An 18,742-nucleotide genomic window follows, 5' to 3' on the forward strand; every position below is an offset into this window, starting at 1 on the left:
GGTTTCCCCTAACCTATCGTAATTTTCCCTTCCGGGTATCTGTACAGCTCTTTCTCCGCGCGCGGACCGACCGCGTAAGCGAGCGTGAGCGGGCCAAGCCGGCCGGCGAACATCGTGAGACTGATTAATATTTTGCCGATCAACGTCAGCTCGGGCGTTACGCCGAGCGACAAACCGACGGTGCCGAAGGCGGAGGTCGTCTCGAATAAAATTTTGAGAAATGCCTGATCCTCTGTCGTCGACAGCACCATCGTGACCGCGAGGACGAGCGCCAGCGACAGCACCGTAATCGTCAGCGCCTTGAGCACGCGATCGCGGGCCAGCCTCATATTAAAGAGGACGATGTCTTCTTTGCCCCGGATCATGGCGATAACGGCGGCGACGAGGGTGGTGAACGTCGTCGTCTTGATACCGCCCCCGGTTGAGCCCGGCGATGCGCCGATGAACATGAGCAGCACGATAAAGAATTGCGACGCCTGCCGGAGCGCCGCCAGATCGACCGTGTTCGGGCCAGCCGTGCGCGGCGAGACGGATTGGAACATCGCGGCCCAAATTTTGCCGTCCCAACTTAAGGACCCCAGCGTCTTCTGGTTGGTGAACTCGAAGATAAAGATGACGATCGCGCCAATGGCCAGCAAGGCGCCGGACATCGACAGCACCACTTTACTGTGGAGGGATAGACGCCTGCGCTGCTTATACTCTATAACATCCGACATGACGATAAATCCGATACCGCCCAAGATAATCAGCAGCATGGCGGTCATATTTACGATCGGGTCGTCCACGTAGCCCGTAAAACTGACATAGGGGGTGCCGAACTGCCCGAACAGGTCGAAGCCGGCGTTATTGAACATGGAGATGCCGTGCCAGACGCCGAAGTAGATGGCTTGACCAAGCGGCATATCGAACGACCAGCGAAACGCGAACAGCGTTGCCCCGATCAGCTCGATCGCCAGTGAGTAGAAAATCACTTTGCGGATAAGCCTTACGATCCCCTCCATGCTGCTCTGATTCATCGCTTCCTGCAGAATGAGCCGTTCCTTGAGCGATATCCGCTTCCGCAGCACGATCGCGAACAGCGTCGCCATCGTCATGAACCCGAGGCCGCCGACCTGGATGAGCGCCACGATAATAATCTGACCGGCGATGGACCAGTGGCTGCCCGTGTCGACCGTGACGAGACCGGTTACGCACGTCGCCGAGGTAGCGGTGAACACCGCGTCGATGAACGGCGTATACGTCCCGTCCCGCGAGGCGAAGGGCAGCGTGAGCAGAAAGCCGCCCAGCAGAATAATGAGCCCGAACCCGGTCACGAGAACACGCGGCGGCGACCACTTGGAGATCTTGAAATAATCGGCCATTCCGGCACCTTACCTTTTTTAGGATATAAGATCGTTTACCCGTTTTTGGGCACAAAAAAAAGCACTGGATCCCCAATGCTTGCGCCGTCGGTCCCATTCCAAATAAGCCTACGAGGTTAGCTGACGGATTCGGGCCTGGAAAGGCAGCCCTATTCGCTTCTTTGGACCTAGCGGTCCTGTCGCGAAATTCACCCCATGCCATCTGCAAGCAGGCCGCGAAGCGCGCACTGTCAGACAGCGTTATGGTTCCCCCGTTTTCATACGAAATTCGGCTGTAATCTTCAATTGCTACTCATTATAAGTCCGCCTGTCAAAAACACCAAGCACCGTACACGCAGATATTGAACCGAAATGCGGCAAAATACGTACGGGCGTACGAGAAATCGTCCCCGTTGTTGCATTATCGGCCAATTATCTCGCGCGCATTTCTTTTTTAATGTATTAACTGACAATTTAGCGCTTACTTATGATAGGGTACAAGTAAGGCTGATTGGTTTGCGTACCCAATCCGGAGATTGGGAATGCAGCATTCAGCCAGAGCTGATTGGTTTGCGTACCCAATCCGGAGATTGGGAATGCAGCAGCAAGGCTGATTGAGCAAATCAGCAATGGAGAAATACAAGATGGAGACAGGAGTATAGAAGCGAATCTTATATGTCCTGTCCTTCAAAAAGATTTCATGTCCGAAAGGCGGGTTGCTCGCATTGAATCGAATCGAGGTTACACCGAACTGGAAGCTCTACAGCTGGCTGGCAGCCGTAAGCGCGATCCTCTATTTGCTGGTTCAAGTCTTGCCGGCTACCGCGGGCGCTTTCTTCGGCTCCGGATCCGAGAAGGTCATCGCCAAATCGGAGGCCGAGCGGCGCTCCGCAGCCTTCCTGACGGAGCAGTTCGGCCTAGCGCCGAACGCCTCGCGCGCGTACCATCAATCCGATAAGCTGCTTTACGGCTATCTGGCGAAAGAAAAGCTGACAGAGGACTACGGGGACCGGTACGACCGGAAATTCCCAACCGATACCTATCAGGTAACGTCGACCTTGCCAGGCGAATACTCCGGCGAATTATACGTCTACGTACATATGGAGAGCGGCCAAATCATCAGCTGGCATAAGCCCCACGCGGCGGACGCGGCGCTCCCTGAACCGGAACAGCGCATCGCGGCGGCGGTCGACTTCGCCATCGAGCAGGGCTTCAAGCGCGATGCGCTCAAAGCGCAGAAGCAGCTGACCCGCGAAGGCGACGTACGGCTCGACGTCGCCGGCGAGGCCATCGGCGAGGCGAAGCTCTCGCTTCTGATCGGCACGGAGTCAAAGCCGGATGGCGGCGTATTGGTAACGAGATACGCCCCCGTTTTCCAGGTACCGGCCGACTATGAAGCGTATGTGGAGGAACAGGATGCGCTCGCTTCTTCGTTATCGCTGTTCGGCAGCACGCTCATGTCGCTCGTCCTGTTTATTCTGGCCGTTATCTATGCCGCGCTTTATCGCAAGCACACGTCGTTCGTCCGAGGTTGGCTAGTGGCCGCGATCTTCCTCGGGTTTTATCTGATCAACAATTTCAATATGATCGACGGCCTGGCCGCAAGCTTCGGCGAAATGGAGAACGCCCGCACCGTCGCGCTGATCGGCATGATCGTCCAAAGCTTCATCACGGTCGTCATGGCGGCGTCGGTCTATTTCTCGCTCGTGGGCGGAGACGGTCTATGGCGTTCCATGGGATGGCAGCTGTGGCCGAGAAGCAGCGAGCGGGGCTATGGCGAGCATATGTGGAACAGCATGAAACTCGGCTATCTCCTCGCGTTTATCTTGCTTGCGGTGCAGACGGTCATTCTGCTCATTCTGGAAAATGCGACGGATGCATGGGCCACGACCGACGTCATGCAATCGCCCTACAATTTCGGGGCCCCGTGGCTGTTCCCGCTGCTGGCCTGGTGCGCGGCTATCTCGGAGGAAGCCGTCTTCCGTTTCTTCGCGATCGGCCTGCTGAAGAAGTGGCTGCGCAGCACGTTCGTCGCGGCGCTGATTCCAACGGTGATATGGGCGCTCGGCCACGTGACGTACGCCATCTATCCCTCGACGACAAGATTGATCGAGCTTACGCTTCTTGGCCTTCTATTTAGTTATTTCTTCCTGCGTTTCGGCTTGGCCGCGGTCATCTTCGCGCACGCCATCTTCGACTCCGTCATGATGGCGATCTCGCTTATGTTCCTTGGACAGCCGGTTAACATCGCGCTTGGCCTCTTCTACATCGTGCTGCCTGTCGGCGTAGCCGCCGTATTGCGGCGATTGGGCACGCGAAAAGGGAGGAAACCGCCCCTCACGGTTCCTCCCTCAACGCTTCAATAATTTGGGCGGCGAGCTTCTCGCCGATCGACAGCGGCCGGAAATCTTCGATTCCGGCCTCTTTGATTTTCTTGATCGAGCCGAAATGCTTCAGCAGCGCCTTACGCCGCTTCTCCCCGATGCCCGGGATCGCGTCCAGTCTGGAGGCGATCATCGACTTGGCCCGCTGCTCGCGGTGGAACGAAATCGCGAAACGGTGCACCTCGTCCTGAATGCGCTGCAGCAGGTAAAACTCCTGGCTGTCGCGCGCCATCGGCACGATCTGCGGCGGATCGCCGGTCATCAGCTGCGCCGTCTTGTGCTTGTCGTCCTTGACGATGCCGCACACCGGAACCGTCAAGCCAAGCTCATGCTCCAGAATCTCCAGCGCGGCGGAGATCTGCCCCCGGCCACCGTCGACGACAATCAGGTCCGGCAGCGGCAGCCCTTCCTTGAGCACCCGTTCATAGCGCCTGCGGATAACCTCGCGCATCGTCTCATAATCGTCCGGCCCTTGGACCGTCTTGACCTTATACTTGCGGTACTCGTTCTTGTCCGGCTTCCCGTCGATGAAGACGACCATCGCCGATACCGGATTCGTCCCTTGAATATTCGAGTTATCGAACGCCTCGATACGCTGGACATGCGGCAGACCGAGCGCTTCGGCGAGCCCGTCGGCCGCCTTGCTCGTGCGTTCCTCGTCGCGCTCGATAAGGCGGAATTTCTCGTCCAGCCCGACCTTCGCATTGTTGCTCGCCATCTGGACGACATCCCGCTTCTTGCCCCGCTGCGGCATGAACACCTTCACCTTGAGCCACTTCTGCAGCGCCCCGCGGATTTCGTCCGCCGCGCTGCCGGCAGGCGCTTCGTCTTCTTCGTCCGCCTCCATGGAAGGAAGCACGTTGTCCGGATTCGCCGAGGCCTCTCTCGCTTCGGCGGCCACCGCCGCTTCAGCCTCCGCCGCTCCGTCCGCTTGTTGGCCCTCCGAAGTTCCCGATTCCGGCGTCATCGGCGCGGCCGGGAGCAAAATTTCCCTCGGCAGCGCCGGATTCTCGCTGTAGTACTGGGTGACGAACGTCATGAAATCATCGTACGCTTCGCCGTAATACGGGAACATCGAGACGCGACGCTCGATAAGCTTGCCGCCGCGCATGTACATGATTTGCACACACATCCAGCCTTTGTCCACCGCGAAGCCGAACACGTCCCGGTCCATCGCGTCGTTGAGCGTAATTTTCTGCTTCTCCATAATCGCGTCGATCGCCATGATCTGGTCACGGAATTCCTTGGCCCGCTCGAATTCGAGCGATTCGGCGGCCGCCTCCATTTTGCCTTGCAGCATGCGGCGCACCTCGTCGTGCCCGCCATTGAGAAACTTGGCGATCTCTTGCGTCATCGCCTCGTACGTGCCCGGTGCGACGTCGTACTCGCACGGCGCGACGCATTGGCCCAAGTGATAATATAGGCATACCTTGTCAGGCAGCGTGCCGCATTTGCGCAGCGGATAAAGGCGTTCGAGCAGCTTCATCGTCTGCTGGGCGGCGTACGCGTTCGGGTAAGGTCCGAAATATTTGCCTTTATCCTTGATCACCCGCCGTGTAACCTCCAGCTTCGGATGCTTCTCGCTCGTGATCTTGATGTATGGAAAGGTCTTGTCGTCCTTGAGCAGCACGTTATACCGTGGATGGTACTGCTTGATCAGGTTGCACTCCAAAATGAGCGCTTCCATGTTGCTTGAGGTGACGATATATTCGAAATCGCGGATTTCCGAGACGAGGCGCTGCGTCTTGCCGTTATGGCTGCCGTTGAAATAAGACCGGACCCGGTTCTTCAGCACCTTCGCCTTGCCCACGTATATGATGGTGCCGTCCGCGTTCTTCATCAGGTAACAGCCCGGCTGATCGGGCAGCAGCGCCAGCTTGCTGCGGATGTGCTCCTCCGCCTGCTTCCGGCTGGACTGCTTCTGGCTTACGGTTCCTTCGTGATGCTCCATGTGGTCTCCCCCTCCCGGAAAGGATGACTTTGCTCTCCTTAACCATCGCTCATTATTGTACCATACCGAACGGTTGTTTGCTCCCTTGGGACGTCTGTTCGCACCGGTAAAGTTTCGCATTCCGGCCGATAATAATTGGCAGGATCGTCTTTACTTTTAATTTGATTGTTGGGTATACTAGGGAAAGCAATCTTTGCGCGAGGAGGAAGTTAGCAATGGAGAACGTAAGAGATCCGCGCGAGCATTACAATGAAGAACCGCGCAACGACCTGTTCGACCTCATGTTTGGTTTCGGCGGCTTCTTGGGTTTCATGACGCTCGTCTTTGCGGTCATGGTCATTATCAAGTTCGTCATCTCCTAATCGCTTGATTAGGACAAGGCTCCCGGCGCTTCCGCGATCGGCGGGCCTTTTTTAATGCCGCTTGACGCTTTTGGGATGTTTGGTCTTTTTCCAGACGTTGACAAACAACCCGAAGCTGGCATACAATGCAACTATTAAACGAAGGAGGCTGATGTCATATGAGAAACCCATCGATTGCCATGTTTCTGTCGGTTGGACGCTTCGGGCAGCAGTCTCTACGGAACAACTCGATTGGCTAACGTTTATTTGTCATGCCTTTTTTCGCTCGAGGCATGACGACTCGAACGCGCGCCAGTCCATGAAGCCGCAGGAGACCGCTAACCCGGTATCTTGCGGCTTTTTGTTGTTTGTTCCGGACATCTGCCGGGCGCACGGCCATCCCATGGCCCCACCGCGTCCATCGCCAAGAGGCGTGCAGTAACGTTTCCGAAGCAACAGCCGGCGTACCTACATGGTACGCTTACAAGCCGCAGGAGAGTTTTCTTGCGGCTTTTTAGTGTTTGTTCTACACCCAAACCACCTATTAAAGGAGCCATTTACGTGAAACCTGCATTTAATCAACCGAACCATCACCCGAACGATCAACTGAATGCGCAACCTACGCTGCAAGCCTATGGCTGGAACGCTCGCTGGCAGCATCACCTCGAGTCGTTCCCGCGCGAAGCCGGGCTCGTCCCCGCTCGCATTATCGCCCAGTACTCCCACCAATACCGGATTATCGCCGAAGACGGCGAACGTTCGGCCGAGGTGAGCGGCAAATTCCAGTACGAAGCCGCCTCACGCGGGGACTTCCCGGCCGTCGGCGACTGGGTGCTCGTCCAGCCTCTTGCGGGCGAGACGCGCGCGATCATCCATGCCGTGCTGCCCAGAAGCTCCGAGATGATGCGCAAAGCAGCCGGACCCAGCGTGCACGAGCAGATCATCGGCGCCAACATCGACACGCTGTTCGTCGTCTGCGCGCTCAACGACGACTTCAACCTTCGCAAAATCGAACGCTATCTGATCGCGGCCTGGAACAGCGGCGCGTCGCCCGTCGTGCTGCTGACCAAGGCGGATCTGTGCGAGGAGGTCGAAGCGCGAATTGCCGCGGTCGAAGCGTCCGCGCCAGGCGTGCCTATCCATGCCGTCAGCGCCCTGCATGGGCAAGGCATCGATCAGCTAGCCGGCTACCTGCAGCCGGGCAGTACCGTTGCCGTAACAGGCTCTTCCGGCGTCGGCAAATCGACGCTGCTGAACACCTTAGCCGGCGAGGAGCGCCAGCGCGTGCAGGGCATTCGCGAGAGCGACGCCCGAGGCCGTCATACGACGACCCATCGCGAGTTGTTCCCGATCCCGGGCGGCGCCGTCCTGATGGATACGCCGGGCATGCGCGAGCTGGCGCTGTGGGAAGCCGAGGACGGGCTGCAGGAGGCCTTCGCCGACATTGAGGCGCTCGCGGCGGATTGCCGGTTCCGCGACTGCCGGCATGAAGGCGAAGCCGGCTGCGCCGTGCGGGAGGCCGCGGACGAAGGCGTCCTCGACGCCAAGCGGCTGGCCAGTTACCGCAAGACGAGCCGGGAGCTTGCGCATCTGGCGCGCAAAGAGAACAGCGCGAGCAAACGCCAGCAGAAGACGGCTTCCAAGCGCACCGCCGCGCCGAGATCGCGAGGCCCGGTTGCGTGGGAAGAGTGATCTTCTCGCTCCTCGGAAGCACGGCGTCACGAACCGCCGAATAATACGACAAGCGGTGATCTTACTGACGGAGTTGGCGACTGGGTTGAGGCGCCAGCTTGCGGTTTGCGGCCAGACCCCCAGTGTAGTCAAGGCCGCAGGAGAAATACCGCCAGTATGCCAAAAAGCGCCCAGCTATCGTCTCCAAGGACGAAGCTCGGGCGCTATGCATGCAAGCCGCTGGGGCAGGGACAATCGCTAGCCATTGACAGCCTTCAGCTTCTCGGCTTGCGATTGCGGCTGCTGGCGGCTGCTCGCGGCGTCGAAGCGCTTGCGCTCCGTGCGGTCGATCTGCACGACGCGGCCGTCATGCACCGTAATGAGAACCGAACCGTACTCCAGGCCGTTGACCTGCGACGAAATGCGCTCCAACCATTCTTGATCGAGTACCAAAGGCTTTGCCATTGTATATCCCTCCAATTTGTAATTTCCGGTCAAATGTGCACCGGCAGCGGATCGACTTTAAGCGGATTCTCCACCATGACTGCTTTATGATCGGTAACCACATAGATGCGATGAATAAGGACGGAAACTTCTTCGCCCGGCTGAATCGGCTCCTGATCCAGCGAGCGATGGGCAGCGAGCCGGTTGCCGCCGAGGTCGATCTCCAGCTCCAGGTGGGCGCCGCGGAAGAAGACGCGGCGTACGGTCCCGCTGGCCGAAGCGGATGGCGCCGTAATTTCGTGCGGCCTTCCCGCCTCGACGAACTCCGGCCGGATAATCGCCTTCCCGGCCTCGGGAAGGGCAATATCTCCGAAGCCGACGAGCTCTCTTGGGTGCGCAATGACCTGCGACTGCCCGATGAACCCGGCGACGAACGCGCTCTTGGGCGCCGTGTACACATCGACCGGCGAGCCCTGCTGCTCGAGCCGCCCCTGCTGCACGATGAGCATTTCGTCCGCCACTTCGACCGCTTCGTCTTGGTCGTGCGTGACGAAGATCGACGTTATGCCGATTGTCTCGATCAGCTGCTTCAGCCACGTCCGCAGCTCTTTGCGCACCTTGGCATCGATGGCCGCGAATGGCTCGTCGAGCAGCAGCAGCTCGGGTCTTGGCGCCAGCGCCCTGGCGAAGGCGACCCGCTGACGCTGTCCGCCGGAGAGCTGATGCGGATAACGCTTCTCGAAGCCGCGCAGTCCGGTCAGGTCGAGCAGCTCGTTCACCCGCTCCGCGATTTCGGCTTTTTTCGCCTTCCGGATTGTTAGGCCGAACGCGATATTATCGAATACGTTCATATGTTTGAAGAGCGCGTAGTTCTGGAAGACGAACCCGATGCCTCGCTCCTGCGGCGCGACGTCGTTGACGCGGCGGCCGTTAATCAGAATGTCGCCCGCATCCGGCGTCTCCAGACCGGCCAGGATGCGCAGCAGCGTGGATTTGCCGCCGCCGCTCGGACCGAGCAGGCCGATCAGCTTGCCGCGTTCGATGCCGAAGCTGACGTCCGACACCGCCCGGTGGCTGCCGTATGTTTTGGAGACGTTTCGCAGCTCAAGATGCAATCCCATTACGCCTCGCCTCCTTTAGCGCTCTGCGCGGATTTCCATTCAACGAAGCTCTTGACGCCGAGCGTAATCAACGCCAGAAACACAAGCAGCGACGCGACCGCGAACGACGCGGAGAATTGATATTCGTTATACAAAATCTCGACGTGCAGCGGCAGCGTATTCGTCTCGCCCCGGATGTGTCCGGAGACGACCGAGACGGCGCCGAACTCGCCCATCGCCCGTGCGTTGCACAGGATGATGCCGTACAGGAGGCCCCACTTGATGTTCGGCAGCGTAACCCGGAAGAAAATTTGCCAGCCCTTCGCGCCGAGACTCGCGGCCGCTTCCTCCTCTTGCACCCCTTGAGCCTGCATGAGCGGAATCAACTCGCGGGCCACGAACGGAAACGTGACGAAGGTCGTCGCCAGCACGATGCCGGGCAGCGCGAACAGAATTTGAATGTCGTGCGCATCCAGCCATGGACCGAACCAGCCTTGCGCGCCGAACAACAGGACGAAGATGAGGCCCGAAATAACCGGCGAAATCGAGAATGGCAGATCGATCAGCGTAATGAGGAAGTTTTTCCCTTTGAATCGAAACTTCGTGATGGCCCAAGCGGCCGCGATGCCGAACACCGTATTCAGCGGCACCGAGATTAGCGCGGTAATGAGCGTTAGCTTGAGCGCCGCCACGGCGTCAGGATCGGTTATCGATGCCCAGTACAAGTTCACGCCCTGTTTGAACGCCTCGACGAACACCGCGATGAGCGGAAGCAGTACGACGAAGCCGAGGAAGAGCAGCGCGATGCCGGTGAGCAGCCAGCGGACGATCGGCTTCTCCGTGACGTGCTTCGGCCGAACGGAGGCGCTATCGGACAAATGAGCGGTTACGGCTCCTGCCATAGACGATACCCTCCTTAATCCGCGATGGCGCGACGGTTGCTGCGCCACTGCAAGTAGTTAATGAACAAGAGCATCAAGAACGAGGCGAGCAGCATGACGAGGGCGATTGCCGTAGCCCCGCTGTAATCGTACTGCTCCAGCTTGGTCATGATGAGAAGCGGCGTAATCTCCGTCTTCAGCGGCATGTTGCCCGAGATGAAGACGACCGATCCGTATTCGCCGAGCCCGCGGGCGAAAGCCAGCGCGAAGCCGGTAAGCAGCGCCGGGACCAGCTCCGGCAGGATGACCCGCCGGAAGGTGCGCCACCGGTAGGCGCCTAACATGACGGCCGCCTCTTCCGTCTCGCGTTCGAAATCCTGCAGCACCGGCTGAACCGTCCGGACCACGAACGGAAGTCCGATGAAGATGAGCGCGATCGTAATGCCGAGCGGCGTGAATGCGATCTTGATGCCGAGCGGATCCAGCAGCGAGCCGATCCAGCCGTTCGGGGCGTAGATCGCGGTCAGCGCGATGCCCGCAACCGCCGTCGGCAGCGCGAACGGCAGATCGACGAGGCTGTCGATCAGCTTCTTGCCCGGGAAGCGGTAACGAACGAGCACCCATGCCACCAGCAGGCCGAACACGAGATTGATCAGCGCCGCGAATAATGCGGTCAAGAAACTAACCCGGTAGGACGCCAGCACGCGGCCGCTCGTCACCGTATTCCAGAACTGCTCCCAGCTGAGGCCCGTCGTCTTGACGACGAGGCCCGCCAGCGGGATGAGCACGAGCACGCACAGATAAAATACCGTAAATCCCATCGATAACCCAAAACCAGGCAGAACGCTGCGCGCTTTGGAACCTTTCATGTGAAGTCAGCCCCCGTCAACCCCGCATTCCTTAAGAACCCGGCGTATAAATTTGATCGAAAATGCCGCCATCGGCGAAATGCTTCGTTTGCGCTTCTTTCCAACCGCCGAAGTCATTGTCGATCGTCAGCAATTCGAGTTCGGGGAAGCGGTCCTTGTACTGCTCGGCTACGGAGGTCAGCTGCGGACGATAGTAGTTTTCCGCGATGACCTTCTGTGCTTCTTCGGTATACAAGAAATCGAGGTAGCCCTCCGCGACTTCGCGCGTTGCCTTGTCGTCCACAACCTTGTCGACGACCGCGACCGGAGGCTCCGCCAGAATGCTGATCGACGGGTACACGATTTCGAATTTGTCTTTGCCCAGCTCATTGACGGACAGATATGCTTCATTCTCCCAGGCGAGGAGCACGTCGCCGATGCCGCGCTCGACGAACGTCGTCGTCGATCCGCGTGCCCCGGAATCGAGGACCGGCACATGCTTGAACAGGTCGCTGACGAACGCTTGAGCCTTCTGCTCGTCGCCGCCGTTCTGCTTGAGCGCGTATCCCCATGCGGCGAGGTAGTTCCAACGCGCGCCGCCGCTCGTCTTCGGATTCGGCGTAATGACCGATACGTCGTCCTTCACCAGGTCGCCCCAATCCTTAATGCCTTTCGGGTTGCCCTTGCGGACGAGGAAGACGATCGTCGACGTATAAGGCGAGCTGTTGTTCTCGAATTTCTGCTGCCAATCCGCGTTCACGAGCCCTTTCTCGGCGATCGCGTCGATGTCGTAGCCAAGCGCCAGCGTCACGACGTCCGCCTTGATGCCGTCGATGACCGCCCGGCTTTGCTTGCCGGAGCCGCCGTGCGACTGCTTGATCGTCACGTCTTGGTTGTGTTCGGTCTTCCAGTAATCGATGAACAATTTATTATAAGCGTCATAGAGCTCTCTTGTCGGATCGTAAGATACGTTCAGCAGTTCGACGGCCGGCTTCGGCGCGGATTCGTTGCCCGCCGCTTCATTCGTCGCCGCGTTCCCCGCATTGCCTGCCGCGTTCGCGCCGCCGCCGTTGGTCGCTTCGTTGTTGCTTCCGCCGCCGCAGCCGGCCAGCGCAAGACCGAATACCGTAAGTACGAGTAAGGAACGAAACGAGAATTTCTTTGTCATGTTCGACATGTAAAAGCACCCCTCATTGGTACAGGCAGACGATCGTAACGTCGACGCCAACTGCGTAAACGAATTAATCCTACCTGTTTACTTTGTTATGAGTGCAATGTTAGCAGTGGACAATGTTACCTGTCAACGATTAATTTCACAATTCTTATCGCATTAATAAGATTTGATTATCGCTAAAATCGCCATTATATGTAGTCTTTGTTGACTCCTGAATCTCCGACCTGTTCGAAGATCAGGGAGCCGTGGGTAAAGTTCCGGCCATCCGCTCTCGCATTCCGTTGCTAGCCGCCGTTTCTGAATGTCTTGAGCAGCTCTTTTAAATTCATAGTTGACAGGTTGGAATTGTCCCGATATGATGAATTCCATTGAGCCCACTGGACCGCCAGAGGCCCTGATATCGAACCGACTTCGGAATGTGCATGCCGTGTCTATACGGCTGATCCATGCTCCGAATCCGTGCGATCCAGGGCCTCTTCGTATTGGTCCAAGCCCAACTATTTATCACTCTGGGGAGAGATGAGAAATGAACAAAAAATGGCTGATCGCGCTCACCATTCTGGTCTTGGCGTTCACGACAAGCTCCGGCGCCTATGCCGCGACGAAGGCGAAGCCGAAGGACGTCACGCTGCTGAACGTCTCGTACGATCCGACGCGCGAGCTGTACGAAAGCTTCAACAAGTCGTTCGCGGACTACTGGAAGAAGAAAACGGGGCAAAAGGTGACGATCAAGCAATCGCACGGCGGCTCCGGCAAGCAAGCCCGCTCGGTCATCGACGGCCTCGAAGCCGACGTGGTGACGCTGGCGCTGGCCTATGACATCTCGGCCATCGAAGAAGCCGGCCTCATCAACTCGGGTTGGGAGAAGCGCTTCGCTTCGAACAGCTCGCCGTACACGTCGACGATCGTCTTCCTCGTCCGCAAAGGCAATCCGAAGAAGATCAAAGACTGGGGCGACCTCGTGAAGAAAGACGTTTCCGTCATCACGCCGAATCCGAAAACAAGCGGCGGCGCGCGCTGGAACCATCTCGCCGCTTACGGCTATGCGTTGAAGACTTACGGCCATGATGAAAAGAAGGCCACCGAGTTTCTGAAAAAATTGTATAAGAACGTACCGGTGCTCGACTCCGGCGCTCGCGGCTCCACAACGACATTCGTCGAGCGTGGCATCGGCGACGTCCTGCTTGCATGGGAGAACGAAGCCTACCTCGCGCTGAAAGAACACGGCAAGGACTTTGAAATCGTAACGCCGTCTTACAGCATTCTGGCTGAGCCTCCGGTCGCGGTCGTGAACAAAAACGCGGAAAAGCACGGCACGCGCGACGCGGCGAAGGCTTACCTGGACTACCTCTACACCGAGGAAGGTCAAAAAATCGTCGCCCAGAACTTCTACCGTCCGACGAATCCGAAAATCGCCAAGCAATACGCGAAGCAATTCCCTACGCTGACGCTCACCAACATCCGCGCCTTCGGCGGATGGAACGCGGCGCAGAAGAAGCACTTCGCGGACGGCGGTCTGTTCGATAAAATCTACGAGGGCTAATGGCTTCGGCTATGCCGGCTCAACCGCACTTTCTTAGCTTTTGAAAAAAACAACCTCCAAACGACGCGGGAACGCGTAGCTTGGAGGTTGTTTGATTTGCGATGAAAATTGCGTGCGCAGCTGCGCGCATATTAATGAAGGAATTTATTCGCCGAGCAGCGCGAGCACTACCCGCGGCTGCCGCGCTTGTTGTGCCCCGTCACGACGACCGTGTCCACGAACGGGCGGACGCGGTCCATCAGACGCCGCCCCTTGTGCAGCTCCTCGCCTTCCTTGTTCGTGAAGCTGAAATGCTGCTCCAGCATATCCAGGTCGTAGTTCGACGTATAGAACGTCGGCTTCCGATTCATCCGGTAATTGAGAATCGCCCCCAGCACATGATCGCGCACCCACGGGTTCAAATTCTCTGCACCCATGTCGTCGAAGACGAGCAGGTCGGTGTCCTTCATCAGGTCGACCGTCTCCTTGAGCTTGCCCGGCTCGTGCATGAGCGCCTTCAAGTCCTCGACGAAGTCCGGCATGTAGACAATCGCACCCGTATACCCTTCCTTCGCGAGCTCATGGAGCATGTAGCACATGAGGAACGTCTTGCCCGTGCCGAACGAACCGCTCAGGAACAGTCCGTGCTTCTGCAAGCCCTCTTCCTTCGTCCGTCCGATGTATTCCATCACCTGCCCGGCCGCTTTCAGCCGTTCGGTGTCGTTGAACAAGATTTCCTCCGCCGAGTAGCCCTGCTCCAGCGCGCGTTCGTCGACGTAGAAGCTGCGGATACGACCGCGAATTTGATTCTCACGCTGCCTTGCCAGCAGCTTCTTGCACGGCACTCTCCGGTCGTCCAGCTGCACTTGGCCGGCGATCGTCTCGCAGGTGATCATCGTGTAATGACCTTCGAAGTCGTTCGGGCAGTTGTCCAGCCCCGGGCAATTCGAGCACACGCGGTATTCCTTCACATGCTGGTATACGCGATTCAAGTTCAGCCGGATGGTGTCTACGTCCAGTTCGGGGTGCTTGGCGCGCAGCTTCTCCACCAGCGGATCGGCGAGCAGTTTCTGCAGCATCGAATCCGCTTGCTTGAGCGCGTCCCTGCCGCTTGGCATCCGCTTCAGCACGTCGCCAAGCGATTCCATCATCGCCATGGTTGATCCTCCCCTTCCGTCCTCGTCTTAAGATGTTGTCCGCTTATGTCCGGCTCTATCGCCTACGCCTTGCCGTCCAGCCGCTGCGCGAGTCTGCGCAGCTCCTCCAGCTCTGCCGCCGACACTTGCGGTCCCTTCGGCATTTCTTGTACGATGTCCGGCTTCTTCCGCCCGCCCCTGGCGGCGCCGGCTGTTCCGCGGGCACCGGCCGCGGAACGCTTCGCGGCCGGTCCGCCCGCTGAATACCCGCCGGATTGCCGCGACTCGCGTTCCTTCTCGAGACGGGTTTGTTCCCTCACGTAACGGATCGCCTTCTCGTAGGAGTCGATGCCTTTCATGAGCATATTGGACGCTACCGCGTCGATGTAGGTCTTCGTGACGCGCTGGGCGTCGTTCATGCCTAATACATAATGGATAAGTACGTTAATAACGGAGCCGTTCAGCTTATAATTGAGATCGATGACTTCGAATACGCGGACGATCCACTCCGGCACCGTACCCGGGAAGAACCGGGCGATGAACCGGGTATGGGGCTCGTTGCGCATGAGCATATTGTACTGGTGAATGTCGCAGCGGCCCGATAACTGCAGCGGCACCTCCATGTAGAACTCCTCTAAAACGCCGACTTCCTCGAGTTGTTCGTCCGCCGAATCCGTCGCCGGTTCGACGGCCGCGGCCGTCCGCGCCATTATCCGTTCGCGATCGTCCTGACGCTTGCGTCCTTGGCGGAACGTCAGGTTGGCGCGCAGCTGCAGCTCGTCGACCATCAGCTCGCCGCGGGAACCGAATATCCCGTCCTCGTCCAGAAGCCTACACAAATCGACGACGGAGAGGCCGTACTTATACGCCACGTAGTTGAGCTGCGCGAGCTGTTCTTCGTCGCCGCGCAGACGCTCGACGTAGACGCGGTTCGCCGAGTTGCGCGGGAAGCGCGTGATGATCTCGGCATATTGAATCCCAGCCGTCGCCAAATTCGGCTTCGGCGCGGCCGCACGCGCCGGCGCAACCTCGGCGAGCGCCTGGTCCAGCTCCGGATCGACCGCCTGCGCGTTCAGCCGGAACAGCTCGTAGAACGGCACGGTCAAATTCTCGCGGTGAAGGCCGGCCGCGCCCGCGAGCTCGTCGGATTCCTTGGCATAGAACATCTCGCGAAGCGAGATCACCGCATACTTGCCGACCTTATCCCGCAGCAGCAGCGTCAGGTGCGGGCTGCCGAAAAACTCATCCGGCGACAGCGGCGCCGCCAATTCGTATTCGTACACGTAGTCGTCGCTATCCGTCACACTAAGCCGGGAGGACTGCAGCAGCCCGACCGCCTCCAGGCGGGAGCATTGGTCCGCCAGCTCCTGACGCCCGCGCTCGTTCATGTCCAAGCCAAGCCCGAGGAACAGCTTGCGCTGCGGGTCCAGCGCAGAGTAACCGATCCGGTCGTCTGCAAGCTGGTGATACAGCAGTTCGTAGAGACCCGCGGCGAAGGCGCCTATCATCGGCTGATAGACATGGGCCAACATCCGACGGTTCAACGCGCTCATGGCAAATTCCCGAAACACGTAGAAACGGTGATGTTCCGTAAATTGATGCAAATTGCGGATTCGCATGTTAATCGATCGACTCCAATCCGCTCGTATTGTTCTCCTATTCTATCACACTTTACCGAAAGTCGAAAAAAAGAAAATTCCCTCGATTGAGGGAATTTTCCGTTCGCGTTCGCATGCTGTTCGCCACGTCAGATGGAACGTTATAGAGACGGCCAGCTTGCCCCGTCCTGGCCTCCGACGATCCCGTTCGCGGCCAGCTCTTCCATGAGCGCGTCGCGCTCCTGCAGCGTATCGGTCAGGGAGCCGTCTTCGTGCTTGTCCATCCACTGCCGCATGACGAGCCCCACCTGGCGAGATGCTTTCATCGGCAAATGCCGGTCCGCATCCTTCACGCCATACAGCTCGGCGTTCGGCAGCAGCCGGAACATCGAGTTCGCATAGTGGTGTCCGATCTGGTCCTTCGTGCCGTAGAGCAGCAGCATCGGCTGATGAATCGCATGCAGCTGCCGCTCGAAATTCGCCTCCAGGCAGGCGGACGTATAGTCCCGCCACCGGTCCGCGTTCGCCCCATGCGCGTCGTCCAGCATACCGTCGAAGGCGGCCCGGTTGTCGGCCTCCTGCCACGCGCCCGCCCAGGCGATCGGTCGCTTGGCGCCCAGCCGGCTGGCTAGGAGCGCGGCCTTCAGCTTCCCACGGCTGATCATATCGTGATAGGCCGCCGATCCGGACAGCAGAATCCCCCCGCGGAACCGGGTCGGATAGGCCAGCAGCGCCGCGATCGCCGCCATCGCCCCCGGCCCGTAGCCGCACACGTAGGCCGACGAAATCTCGGATTGGTCGAGCACGCGACGCATATCTTCGGCCAGCAGCGGCAGGGACAGCTTGGCTGCTCCCGCTTCGCTGCGTCCATGACCGCGAGCGTCCATCGTCAGGACGCGGCGGCGGTCCCACAGCTCCGATTTGACGTACGTAAACAAACGGCTCGTCGTGCAAGGCGGATGGACGCACAATATAGGGACGCCATGCCCTTCGCTGCGATAATGAATCGATACGTCACCAACTTGTAAAAAAGGCACCTGCAACACCTCGGATCTTCCTTGCCTCCCGCATTATAGAGCGAGCGCAATGTTTTTCCTTAGTATTGCCGTGCCTATGCCGCTTTCATAATTAGAACATTTTGTAACCTCCGCGCCGCAGAGCGCGTATCGTGGCTCCGCTTACATATGCGCCGATGCCGGCGCCGATGATCGGCAGAATGTCCACGAAGGTGAACGCCGTGAAGTTGCCCGCGAACGTCCGGCTTTCATCCCAGGTTTGCCATATATAGACCGGGATGAGGATGAGGACGAGCAAATAGATCGGGAACCACGTCGTCTTCAGCAGCATGTTCAGAATAAAGCCGATCCCGAACATCATGACGAAGAAGAGCACGGTCGCGATGATCAGCTGCAAAAAGTTAACATCCGTATTCATATCCGTTATACCCCTTTCACTACAAATTAGTTTAGTAGATGGCCGAATGGAAGTCAATTTGAAGAAGGCGGTTGTCACAAGTCCGCCATTTGCTCTAGCCGCCGCCGTTACGATACAATGAAGGCGACAATCATTGGCAACCATTTTGTTGATATAAGGAGCGATTCTTCAATGAGCGAAGCAGCACAAACCCTAGAAGGCTGGTATGCCCTCCACGACTTCCGTTCCATCGATTGGACCGCTTGGAAGCAGGCGGACGCGGAAGTTCGCGCCGCGGCGATGGACGAGCTCCACGGGTTCCTGAAGCAATGGCAGGCCGCCGAGGACGCCAAGACGGGCAGCACCGCTTTCTACGCGATCGTCGGACAGAAGGCAGACTTCGTGCTCATGCATCTGCGCGAGACGCTGGAAGAGCTGAACGAAATCGAGACGGCTTTCAATAAATCGACGTTCGCGCAATTCACGGTCAAAACGTACTCCTACGTGTCGATCGTCGAGCTGAGCAACTACATGGCCGCGCCGGGCTCCGACCCGATGCAAAATCCGGAGATCGTCGCGCGCCTGAAGCCGACGCTGCCGAAAGCCGCGCACATCTGCTTCTATCCGATGAACAAACGCCGCGAAGGCAACGACAACTGGTACATGCTCGGCATGGACGACCGCCGCGGCATGATGCGCAGCCATGGCATGATCGGCCGCCAATACGCGGGCAAGGTCAAGCAAATCATCACCGGCTCCGTCGGCTTCGACAACTGGGAGTGGGGCGTGACGCTGTTCGCGGAGGACGCGCTTCAATTCAAGAAGCTCGTCTACGAGATGCGCTTTGACGAAGTGAGCGCGCGGTTCGGCGATTTCGGCGACTTCTACGTGGGCAACCTGCTTACGGAAGAGAAGCTGGGCCAGATGCTGAGCGTATAG

At 58.5% G+C, this 18,742-nt stretch carries 16 protein-coding genes and 1 riboswitch; of the genes, 5 read left to right on the forward strand and 11 right to left on the reverse strand.

Annotated features, from left to right (window positions below; translation table 11 throughout):
- Positions 1-8 precede the first annotated feature (8 nt).
- The gene (locus tag ACFSKT_RS13845; protein ID WP_377721583.1) at positions 9-1,361 is read right to left on the reverse strand and encodes a TrkH family potassium uptake protein; all 1,353 of its coding nucleotides are present in this window, start codon (positions 1,359-1,361) and stop codon (positions 9-11) included.
- 90 nt (positions 1,362-1,451) lie between these two features.
- Positions 1,452-1,645, reverse strand: a riboswitch (cyclic di-AMP (ydaO/yuaA leader).
- A gap of 420 nt (positions 1,646-2,065) precedes the next feature.
- Between ACFSKT_RS13845 and ACFSKT_RS13850 the strand changes: the two genes are divergently transcribed.
- The gene (locus ACFSKT_RS13850) at positions 2,066-3,706 is read left to right on the forward strand and encodes a CPBP family intramembrane glutamic endopeptidase (RefSeq protein ID WP_377721584.1); all 1,641 of its coding nucleotides are present in this window, start codon (positions 2,066-2,068) and stop codon (positions 3,704-3,706) included.
- Here the strand turns inward: ACFSKT_RS13850 and uvrC are convergent.
- On the reverse strand, positions 3,678-5,675 hold the full coding sequence (gene uvrC, locus ACFSKT_RS13855; RefSeq protein WP_377721585.1) for an excinuclease ABC subunit UvrC: 1,998 nt from the start codon (positions 5,673-5,675) through the stop codon (positions 3,678-3,680). The genes ACFSKT_RS13850 and uvrC overlap by 29 nt on opposite strands.
- A gap of 215 nt (positions 5,676-5,890) precedes the next feature.
- Here uvrC and ACFSKT_RS13860 point away from each other — a divergent pair, with 215 nt between their 5' ends.
- Both ACFSKT_RS13860 and rsgA read left to right on the forward strand, forming a co-directional pair.
- The gene (locus tag ACFSKT_RS13860; RefSeq protein ID WP_148931950.1) at positions 5,891-6,037 is read left to right on the forward strand and encodes a YqzM family protein; all 147 of its coding nucleotides are present in this window, start codon (positions 5,891-5,893) and stop codon (positions 6,035-6,037) included.
- A gap of 585 nt (positions 6,038-6,622) precedes the next feature.
- The gene (rsgA, locus tag ACFSKT_RS13865) at positions 6,623-7,708 is read left to right on the forward strand and encodes a ribosome small subunit-dependent GTPase A (RefSeq protein ID WP_377721981.1); all 1,086 of its coding nucleotides are present in this window, start codon (positions 6,623-6,625) and stop codon (positions 7,706-7,708) included.
- 237 nt (positions 7,709-7,945) lie between these two features.
- Here rsgA and ACFSKT_RS13870 read toward each other — a convergent pair whose 3' ends face one another.
- From ACFSKT_RS13870 to ACFSKT_RS13890, 5 genes are read right to left on the reverse strand one after another with little or no spacing between them, the layout of a single operon-like run.
- A complete protein-coding gene (locus ACFSKT_RS13870) occupies positions 7,946-8,152 on the reverse strand; it encodes a YezD family protein (RefSeq protein ID WP_148931952.1) in 207 nt (68 codons plus the stop codon).
- A 29-nt stretch (positions 8,153-8,181) separates the two neighbouring features.
- Positions 8,182-9,246, reverse strand: coding sequence for an ABC transporter ATP-binding protein (locus tag ACFSKT_RS13875; RefSeq protein WP_377721982.1), 1,065 nt, complete (start codon positions 9,244-9,246; stop codon positions 8,182-8,184).
- 5 nt (positions 9,247-9,251) lie between these two features.
- Positions 9,252-10,133, reverse strand: coding sequence for a sulfate ABC transporter permease subunit CysW (gene cysW, locus ACFSKT_RS13880; protein WP_377721586.1), 882 nt, complete (start codon positions 10,131-10,133; stop codon positions 9,252-9,254).
- A gap of 14 nt (positions 10,134-10,147) precedes the next feature.
- On the reverse strand, positions 10,148-10,981 hold the full coding sequence (cysT, locus tag ACFSKT_RS13885) for a sulfate ABC transporter permease subunit CysT (RefSeq protein WP_377721587.1): 834 nt from the start codon (positions 10,979-10,981) through the stop codon (positions 10,148-10,150).
- A gap of 31 nt (positions 10,982-11,012) precedes the next feature.
- The gene (locus tag ACFSKT_RS13890; RefSeq protein WP_377721983.1) at positions 11,013-12,128 is read right to left on the reverse strand and encodes a sulfate ABC transporter substrate-binding protein; all 1,116 of its coding nucleotides are present in this window, start codon (positions 12,126-12,128) and stop codon (positions 11,013-11,015) included.
- 532 nt (positions 12,129-12,660) lie between these two features.
- Here ACFSKT_RS13890 and ACFSKT_RS13895 point away from each other — a divergent pair.
- The gene (locus tag ACFSKT_RS13895; protein WP_377721588.1) at positions 12,661-13,677 is read left to right on the forward strand and encodes a sulfate ABC transporter substrate-binding protein; all 1,017 of its coding nucleotides are present in this window, start codon (positions 12,661-12,663) and stop codon (positions 13,675-13,677) included.
- Between the two features lie 167 nt (positions 13,678-13,844).
- Here the strand turns inward: ACFSKT_RS13895 and dnaI are convergent, their stop codons facing one another.
- From dnaI to ACFSKT_RS13915, 4 genes are all read right to left on the reverse strand, one after another.
- Positions 13,845-14,804 carry a primosomal protein DnaI gene (dnaI, locus tag ACFSKT_RS13900; protein ID WP_377721984.1) on the reverse strand — a complete coding sequence of 320 codons (960 nt, stop codon included), beginning with the start codon at positions 14,802-14,804 and terminating at the stop codon, positions 13,845-13,847.
- Between the two features lie 71 nt (positions 14,805-14,875).
- Positions 14,876-16,411, reverse strand: coding sequence for a DnaD domain protein (locus ACFSKT_RS13905; protein WP_377721589.1), 1,536 nt, complete (start codon positions 16,409-16,411; stop codon positions 14,876-14,878).
- A gap of 140 nt (positions 16,412-16,551) precedes the next feature.
- Positions 16,552-17,427 carry an alpha/beta fold hydrolase gene (locus ACFSKT_RS13910; RefSeq protein WP_377721590.1) on the reverse strand — a complete coding sequence of 292 codons (876 nt, stop codon included), beginning with the start codon at positions 17,425-17,427 and terminating at the stop codon, positions 16,552-16,554.
- 91 nt (positions 17,428-17,518) lie between these two features.
- On the reverse strand, positions 17,519-17,824 hold the full coding sequence (locus ACFSKT_RS13915; protein WP_377721591.1) for a YuiB family protein: 306 nt from the start codon (positions 17,822-17,824) through the stop codon (positions 17,519-17,521).
- Positions 17,825-17,995: 171 nt separating this feature from the next.
- On the opposite strand from ACFSKT_RS13915, the gene hemQ reads away from it, so the two are divergent.
- A complete protein-coding gene (gene hemQ, locus ACFSKT_RS13920) occupies positions 17,996-18,742 on the forward strand; it encodes a hydrogen peroxide-dependent heme synthase (protein ID WP_377721592.1) in 747 nt (248 codons plus the stop codon).

The organism is Paenibacillus xanthanilyticus, assembly GCF_042682185.1.
Lineage (GTDB): Bacteria > Bacillota > Bacilli > Paenibacillales > Paenibacillaceae > Paenibacillus_Z > Paenibacillus_Z xanthanilyticus.